Consider the following 7,732-nt stretch of genomic DNA (forward strand, 5'->3'; position numbering starts at 1 on the left):
GGGGGTGCTGGAGGCCGCCTGGGCTGCCTTGCGGCCTGGGGGGCGGCTGGTCGTCAATGCCGTGACCATCGAGACGGAGGCGGTGCTGCTGGCGGCACATGCGCGTTGGGGTGGTGGGTTGGTGCGGCTGGGGGTGGAGCGGCTGGATCGTGTGGGGGCGCTGCATGGTTATCGCCCGGCGATGACGGTCGTTCAGTATGTGGTGGAAAAGCCGGCGGGGTCCGGGGGGATACTATCCCCCCGGCGGGAGGGTCCAGGGAGGGCGGCGCCCTCCCTGGCCACCGCTGGCCTGGGTTTGCGCCCGTCGGCCGATGCGGCGTCTCTGGTCGCCGTCGTGCGCCGTGCCGAGGGTTTGGGCGGCTGCCGCGTGGTGTCCTTGTCGGTCCCCGACTTCCGCGACCTCCCCGTGGTGGCCGAGGCCGCCGACCGATTGGGGGTGCCGTTGCAGCTGGTGTCGCGTGCCCGGCTGATGGCGGTGCAGGACCGCTGCCCGACGAAATCCGAGGCGGCGCAGCGGGCGATCGGCATCGGGTCGGTGGCCGAGGGCTGCGCGCTGGCGGTGGGGGGCACGCTGCTGCTGAAGCGGATCGACGGCGAGGGGGTGAGCTGCGCGCTCGCCAGCATGGAGGAGCCCGCATGACGGTGCATTTCATCGGCGCCGGCCCAGGCGCGGCGGACCTGATCACCTTGCGCGGGCGGGACCTGCTGGCGGCGTGCCCGGTGTGCTTGTACGCGGGGTCGATCGTGCCGCCGGCGCTGCTGGCGCATTGCCCGGAGGGGGCGCGGCTGGTGGACACGGCACCGATGGATCTGGATGCCATCGAGGCCGAATACATCGCCGCCCATGCGGCGGGGCAGGATGTGGCGCGGCTGCATTCGGGCGATCTGTCGATCTGGTCGGCGGTGGCGGAGCAGATCCGGCGGCTGCAGCGGCATGGGATTCCCTACACGCTGACGCCGGGGGTGCCGGCGTTTTCCGCCGCCGCCGCCGCCCTGGGGCGGGAGCTGACGGTGCCGGGGGTGGCGCAGAGCCTGGTGCTGACGCGGGTGTCGGGGCGCGCCTCGCCGATGCCGGAGGGCGAGACGCTGGAGGGTTTTGCCGCCACCGGCGCGACGCTGGCGATCCACCTGGCGATCCATGCGCTGCCGTCGATCGTGGCGCGGCTGACGCCGTTCTATGGCGCGGATTGCCCGGTCGCGATCGTGGTGCGGGCGTCCTGGCCGGATGAGCGGGTGCTGCGCGGTTTTCTGTCGGATATCGAGGCGAAGCTGGCCGCCGAGCCCGCCGAGCGGACGGCGCTGATCCTGGTCGGGCGGGCGCTGGGTGCCGAGGATTTCCGGGAGAGCGCGCTGTACAGCCTGGATTACCAGCGGCGGTTCCGCGGGGCGTGACGGTGTCAGGCCCGGGCCAGCAGCGTCCCGTCGCGGTCGAAGAGGGCGATGTCGACGGCGATGCCGGTGCCCTCGACGGCGGCGGCGGCGGTCGCCTGGGCGGCGGTCGCCACGGCCTGGGGCAGCGCGATGTCTTTCTCCATCGCCAGGGTGAAGGCTTCGAGCGCGGTGTTGGCCGCGGCGATGCGGGCGGCGAGCTCGGCGTTGGCGCCGTGGCGCTGCGCCAGGGCGGCCAGCGCCTCGAGATCGACAGCTCCGCGGCGGGAATGCAGGTCGAGCCGGCCTTGCGCCAGCTTGGTCAGCTTGGCCAGGCCGCCGGCCACGGTGACGCGCGGCACCGGATGGGCGCGCAGGTATTTCAGCATGCCGCCGACGAAATCGCCCATGTCGATCAGCGCCTGCTCGGGCAAGCCGTAGAGCGCCTGGACCGCGGCTTCGGAGGTCGAGCCGGTGGCGCCGGCGAGATGCGCCAGCCCCGCCGCGCGGGCGACGTCGATGCCGCGATGGATCGAATGGATCCAGGCGCTGCAGGAATAGGGCATGACGATGCCGGTGGTGCCCAGCACCGACAGCCCGCCCAAGATGCCGAGGCGCGGGTTCATGGTGCGTTGGGCCATGGCCTCGCCGCCGGGGATGGAGATCTCCACCTCGGCATCGGCGTCGCCACCGGCGAGCTCGGCGAGCGCCGCGGCGATCATGGCGCGCGGCATCGGGTTGATGGCGGGCTCGCCCGGCGGCAGGGGCAGGCCGGGCAGGGTGACGGTGCCGACGCCGATCCCCGCGCGGAAGACCAGCCCGGCACCGGGCGGCAGCTTCCGGACGGTGGCGCGGATCAGCGCGCCATGGGTGACGTCGGGGTCGTCGCCGGCATCCTTCACCACGCCCGCCGTGGCGCGGCCATCGGCGCAAAAGCCGGATTCGGCCAGAGCGAAGGCGGGGCGCTCGCCGCGCGGCAGGGTGATCTCGACGGGGTCGGGGAAGGCGCCATGGGTCAGCGCGGCATAGGCGGCCTTGGCCGCCGCCGTGGCACAGGCGCCGGTGGTCCAGCCCCGGCGCAGCGGTTGGTCGGGCTGCGGCACGCGGCCAGCTTTATCCCCCTGCCCCGCCGCTGTCATCCGGCGCCGCGCGCATGACCCGGATGGAGGCGCTGGCGCTGCTGACCGGCCGCGCGCCGCCGGTGCTCGGCCCCGGCCATGTCTGGCTGGTCGGCGCCGGCCCGGGCGATCCGGGAATGTTGACGCTGGACGCGCTGGCGGCGCTGGCCCAGGCCGAGCTGCTGCTGCATGACGCGCTGATCGACCCGCGGATTCTTGCCCTGGCCCCGGATACCGCCGAGCGGCTGGTGATGGGCAAGCGCGGCGGAAGGCCCTCGGCCCGGCAGGACGACATCACGCAGCGGCTGATCGCGGAGGCGCAGGCCGGGCGGCGGGTGGTGCGGCTGAAGGGCGGCGACCCCTATGTCTTCGGCCGCGGCGCCGAGGAGGTCTTCGCGCTCGCCGAGGCGGGCATCCCCTGGCGGGTGATCCCCGGGCTGACGGCGGGGCTGGCCGGGCTGGCGGCGGCGGGGATCCCGGCGACGCTGCGCGGGGTGAACCAGGCGGTGACGCTGGCCACCGCCCATGCGGCCGAAGGCGCCGAGGATGCGCTGGACTGGCCGGCGCTGGCAAAAAGCGGCCAGCCGATCGTGCTCTACATGGCGCTGCGGCGCCTGCCGGCGGTGACCGCGGCGCTGCTGGCAGGCGGGCTGCCGGGCGGGACGCCAGCGGCGGCGGTGGCCGAGGCCACCACCCCGCGGCAGCAGGTGCTGGAGGCGACGCTGGACACCATCGCCGCGCGGGTCGAGGCCGCAGGCTGGACGGTGCCGGCGGTGATCGCCATTGGCGGGATCGTCACGGCGCGGCGGCAGCTCGGATGAAAAAAGGCCCGGCGGGATCGCTCCCGCCGGGCCTTCGGTCTCGCGCGCTGAAAAGGATCAGCGGGCCGGGGTGGTGCTGCGGCGCGCCGGGGTCGTGGTCGCGCGCGCCGGCGTCGTCGTCGTGCTGCGGGTCGAGGTGCTGCTGGTCGCCGGCGGCGCGCTGACGCGCGGCGTGACGGCGGCAGGCGTGGCGGCGGCGGCCGGGGCGGCGACGCCCTGGACGGTCACGTTGACCTTCACCGAGGTCGAGCCCGGCAGCAGCCGCACCGCGAAGCTGTCGGTGCCGACGAAGCCGGCATCGGCGATATAGTCGATGCGGGTGTAGTCGCCGACGCTCTGCACGCGGACGCGGCCATTCGCGGCGCGGGCGGTCAGCAGGCCGGCATCGAAGGGCTCGGGGCCCGGCTTGGCGACGCGCAGGCCGCAGAAGCCGCCGTCATTGCCGATGACCATCGGCACCTCGGTCGCCTGGGCATCGGTCAGCTTCGGCGCGTCCGGCACGGTGCAGAGGCTGGAGGCCCCCATCATGTCGGCCGCGTAGATCGGCAGGCGCGAGGACACCGCGGCCGGCCCGGTGGTGGGCTTGGCGCAGGCGGCCAGCAGCGCCGGCAGGGCGATCACCGCCATCAGGGCGGTGGAGCGGGTAGCGATCATCAACGGGCGGCCCTGGGGCTGGCAGGCTTGGCGCCGGCGGTCGGCCGGGCGGCGGCAGCCCGGGCGGCGGCGGGGGCGGAAGCGGCGGTCACGCAATTGCCCAGCGAGGCCGGCAGCAGGTCCTTCGACGCGGCATAGGGGCCGAGCTCGGCCGCCGACGGCAGCGCCATCACCTCCTTGAACAGCCGGGCATTGCGGGCGCAGAAGTCGGCGCCGATGCGGTTGGCCTCCTGCGCGCGGGCATTGGCCAGGTTGGTGATGAAGGTGTCGTTGGCGCGCTGGCCGGCGCGACGGTCGCGGCCGCTGAAGTGATCGATCACCGCGCGGTCGTTGCCCGAGAGCTGCGACTGATAACGACGGATGAAGTCGTTGTAGGGCGCCTCGGTGTCGCAGGTGGTGGCGACGACCATCAGCTCGGTCTTCAGCGCCGACAGCTCGAACATCCGCTGCTGGTCCTCGGTGGGGCAGCGGAAGGGCGCGGCCATCGCGGCGGAGGAGACGAACAGGGTGCTGACCGTCAGCAGCCCCGCCAGGACCTGGCGAAGCCGGCGGCGGCCGTGCTGATGCGCGGGCGACTGCCCGGCAGGACGCATCTCTGAAAGCGGTTGGTGCTGCACCATGCCCCTTTCCTCTCCGTTCTTGTTCGGCGCGCGGACGCGGCGAGACGACCCGACCGGGCCACAATAGACATTCGGAAGGCTGGAAGCCGGCACCACCCCCCCGGGCAAGCGCGCGGCCCGGGCCTTGCCTGCGCCCCCGATGCACCGGCGGAACAGCCCCAGGGGGGTGAACGACCAGACATCGGATCCCCGGCAGGCAGCGACCCAGCGCCCGAATACCGTGACCGGCCTGGACTGAGCAAGGGAGAGTTCACTAAATCTGGCAGAATGTGTTTACAAGAAATCAACTTGTTACACCGAATTGCTTAGGTGCCGTCTGCACTGGCCGCGTGGCAGGCCCGCGCAGCCAAGGGGGCGCGGCTGTGCTAGGGCTCGGCCAGAGAAACGAGGCGGGGCAACAGGCTATGCGGGGGCTGGTGGTGGGCGCGCCGCGCTCGGGCTCGGGCAAGACAACGCTGATGCTGGCGCTGCTGGCGGCTTTCCGGCGCCGCGGCCTGGCGGTCGGCGCCGCCAAGTCGGGGCCGGACTATATCGACCCCGCCTTCCACGAGGCCGCCAGCGCGCGGCCCAGCGGCAACCTGGACAGCTGGGCGATGCCGCCGCGGCTGCTCGAGTCGCGGGCTGCGGCGGCGGGCGCGGGGCTCGACCTGCTGCTGGTCGAATCGGCCATGGGGCTGTTCGACGGCGCCGGCGCCGAGCCCGGCCGGCAGGGGAGCGCCGCCGATATCGCCGCGCGCTTCGGCCTGCCGGTGCTGCTGCTGCTCGACGTCTCCGGCCAGTCGCAGACGGCGGCGGCGCTCGCCCGCGGCTTCGCCACGCACCGGGACGGGGTGCGGGTGGCGGGGGTGGTGCTGAACCGGGTGGCCAGCCCGCGCCACCGCGCCGGCGCCGGCGACGCCATCCGCGCCATCGGCCTGCCGGTGCTGGGCGCGCTGCCGCGGGATGCGACGCTGTCGCTGCCGGAACGGCATCTCGGCCTGGTGCAGGCGCGCGAGCAGGCCGAATTGCCGGCGCTGCTGGACCGGCTGGCGAGCCTGGCCGAGGAGGCGCTGGACCTCGACGCCATCCTGGCCGCCGCGGCGCCGCTGCCCGCCGCACGCCCGCATGCCCCGGCCCTGCCGCCGCCGGGGCAGCGCATCGCGCTGGCCGACGATGCCGCCTTCTCCTTCCTCTACCCGCATGTCGTCGAGGGCTGGCAGGCGGCGGGGGCCACGCTGCACCGCTTCTCGCCGCTGGCCGACGAGCCGCCGCTGCCCGGCTGCGACGCCTGCTGGCTGCCCGGCGGCTATCCGGAGTTGCATGCCGGCAAGCTCGCCGCCGCCGGCCGCTTCCTGGACGGGCTGCGCAGCTTCGCCGGGCATCACCCGGTGCATGGCGAATGCGGCGGCTACATGCTGCTGGGCCAGGGGCTGGAGGATGCCGCCGGGCAGCGCCATGCCATGGCCGGGCTGCTCAGCCACGCCACCAGCTTCGCCCGGCGCCGGATGAACCTGGGCTATCGCCAGGCGGTGCTGCTGGCCGACGGGCCGCTGGGCCGGGCGGGCGCGGTGCTGCGCGGCCATGAATTCCACTATGCCACCCTGGCCGAGCCCGGCGACGACGCGCCGCTGGCCGCGCTCAGCGATGCCGGCGGCACCGCGCTGGGAACGGGCGGCGGCCAGCGCGGCCGGGTCTCCGGCAGCTTTTTCCACGCCATCGCGCAGCAGGAGGCCTGACATGGTTTTTTCGGATCTGGCCGCGCTGCGCGACGCCATCGCCAGCCTGCCCGCCGGGGAGGCCGGGGCGGCCGCCGCCACCGCCGCCCGCCAGGCGCGGCTGACCAAGCCCCCCGGCAGCCTGGGCCGGCTGGAGGCGCTGGTGGCCTGGCTGGCGCGCTGGCAGGGCCGCGCCCAGCCGCGGCTGGACCATGTCCAGGTGCTGGTCTTCGCCGGCAACCACGGCGTCACCGCCCAGGGCGTCTCGCCCTACCCCCCCGCGGTCACCGCGCAGATGGTGGAGAATTTTTCCGCCGGCGGCGCGGCGATCAACCAGCTCTGCGCCGTGGCGGGCGCCGCGCTGCAGGTCGTCCCCCTGTCGCTGGAGGCGCCCACCACCGACTTCACCACCGGCCCTGCCATGGATGAACGCGCGTTCCTTCAGGCGGTGAACCAGGGCGCCGCGGCGCTGCCGGCCCGGCTGGACCTGCTGTGCCTGGGCGAGATGGGCATCGGCAACACCACCGCCGCCGCGGCGATGGCGGCGGCGCTGTTCGGCGGCGGCGGCGCGGACTGGGCGGGGCGCGGCACCGGCGTCGACGATGCCGGGCTGGCGCGCAAGGTTTCTGCCATTGATGCCGGGCTGGCGCGGCACCCGGCGGCGCGGGTCGATCCCTTGGAAGCCGCGCGCTGCCTGGGCGGTAGAGAGCTGGCGGCGATCCTGGGGGCGGCGCTGGCGGCGCGCCACCGCGGCGTGCCGGTGCTGCTGGACGGCTTCGCCACCTGCATCGCGGCAGCGCCCCTGGCGGTGCTGGCGCCGGGCGGGCTGGACCATGCCGAGGTGGCGCATTGCTCGGCCGAGGCGGGGCACCGGCGGCTGCTGGACCGGCTGGGCAAGGCCGCGCTGCTGGACCTCGGGCTGCGGCTGGGCGAGGCCTCGGGCGCGGCGCTGGCGGTGCCGCTGCTGCGGGCGGCGCTGGCCTGCCACCAGGGGATGGCGACCTTCGCCGAGGCCGGGGTGGCGGAAGCGCCGTGAAGGCCCGCCTCGCCGAGCTCGGCGCCGCCTTCGGGCTGCTGACGCGGCTGCCGGTGGGGTGGCTGCCGCAGCCCTTCGACAGCGCGGGCTATGCGCGGGCGGTCTGGGCCTATCCGCTGGCCGGCGCTGTGCTCGGCGCGCTGGCGGGGGCGGTGCAGGCGGGGCTGGTGGGCTTAGGCGTGTCGCCGGCGATGGCGGCGCCCTGGGCGATCGCGGTGCTGCTGCTGGCCAGCGGGGCGCTGCACGAGGACGGGCTGGCCGACATGGCCGACGGCTTCGGCGGCGGGCGCGACCGGGAGCGCAAGCTCGCCATCATGCGCGACAGCCGGATCGGCAGCTTTGGCGCGCTGGCCCTGGTGCTGGCCTTGGGCGTGCGGGGGGTGGCGTTGAGCGACGCCGTGGCGCCGGTGGCGCTGATGGC

General features: G+C 74.8%; 9 protein-coding genes. 6 read left to right on the forward strand and 3 right to left on the reverse strand.

Annotation, left to right across the window (positions count from 1 at the left end):
• A partial coding sequence (locus GVN67_RS27055) for a cobalamin biosynthesis protein (protein ID WP_200845410.1) occupies nucleotides 1-640 on the forward strand: 640 nt, incomplete at its 5' end.
• Complete coding sequence (gene cobM / locus GVN67_RS27060) at nucleotides 637-1,392, forward strand: precorrin-4 C(11)-methyltransferase (protein WP_160000423.1); 756 nt, start codon at nucleotides 637-639, stop codon at nucleotides 1,390-1,392. The genes GVN67_RS27055 and cobM, both read left to right, overlap by 4 nt.
• A gap of 5 nt (nucleotides 1,393-1,397) precedes the next feature.
• On the opposite strand, the gene GVN67_RS27065 is transcribed toward cobM, so the two are convergent.
• Complete coding sequence (locus tag GVN67_RS27065; protein ID WP_160000424.1) at nucleotides 1,398-2,507, reverse strand: cobalt-precorrin-5B (C(1))-methyltransferase; 1,110 nt, start codon at nucleotides 2,505-2,507, stop codon at nucleotides 1,398-1,400.
• A gap of 14 nt (nucleotides 2,508-2,521) precedes the next feature.
• Here GVN67_RS27065 and cobA point away from each other — a divergent pair, with 14 nt between their 5' ends.
• Complete coding sequence (cobA, locus tag GVN67_RS27070) at nucleotides 2,522-3,307, forward strand: uroporphyrinogen-III C-methyltransferase (protein ID WP_160000425.1); 786 nt, start codon at nucleotides 2,522-2,524, stop codon at nucleotides 3,305-3,307.
• 57 nt (nucleotides 3,308-3,364) lie between these two features.
• On the opposite strand, the gene GVN67_RS27075 is transcribed toward cobA, so the two are convergent.
• Together GVN67_RS27075 and GVN67_RS27080 are read right to left on the reverse strand one after the other, a co-directional pair.
• Nucleotides 3,365-3,961 carry a hypothetical protein gene (locus GVN67_RS27075; protein ID WP_160000426.1) on the reverse strand — a complete coding sequence of 199 codons (597 nt, stop codon included), beginning with the start codon at nucleotides 3,959-3,961 and terminating at the stop codon, nucleotides 3,365-3,367.
• Complete coding sequence (locus GVN67_RS27080; protein WP_160000427.1) at nucleotides 3,961-4,581, reverse strand: hypothetical protein; 621 nt, start codon at nucleotides 4,579-4,581, stop codon at nucleotides 3,961-3,963. Before GVN67_RS27080 ends, GVN67_RS27075 begins: the two co-directional genes overlap by 1 nt.
• A gap of 404 nt (nucleotides 4,582-4,985) precedes the next feature.
• Here GVN67_RS27080 and GVN67_RS27085 point away from each other — a divergent pair, with 404 nt between their 5' ends.
• The 3 genes from GVN67_RS27085 to GVN67_RS27095 all read left to right on the forward strand — a co-directional run.
• Nucleotides 4,986-6,296, forward strand: a complete 1,311-nt coding sequence (locus tag GVN67_RS27085; protein WP_160000428.1) for a cobyrinate a,c-diamide synthase — start codon at nucleotides 4,986-4,988, stop codon at nucleotides 6,294-6,296.
• Between the two features lies 1 nt (nucleotide 6,297).
• Nucleotides 6,298-7,311, forward strand: a complete 1,014-nt coding sequence (gene cobT, locus GVN67_RS27090; protein ID WP_160000429.1) for a nicotinate-nucleotide--dimethylbenzimidazole phosphoribosyltransferase — start codon at nucleotides 6,298-6,300, stop codon at nucleotides 7,309-7,311.
• Nucleotides 7,308-7,732, forward strand: a 425-nt coding sequence (locus GVN67_RS27095; protein WP_200845411.1) for an adenosylcobinamide-GDP ribazoletransferase, incomplete at its 3' end; no start/stop codon positions are given. The genes cobT and GVN67_RS27095, both read left to right, overlap by 4 nt.

Source organism: Roseomonas sp. 18066 (assembly GCF_902706185.1).
Taxonomy (GTDB): Bacteria; Pseudomonadota; Alphaproteobacteria; order Acetobacterales; family Acetobacteraceae; genus Pseudoroseomonas.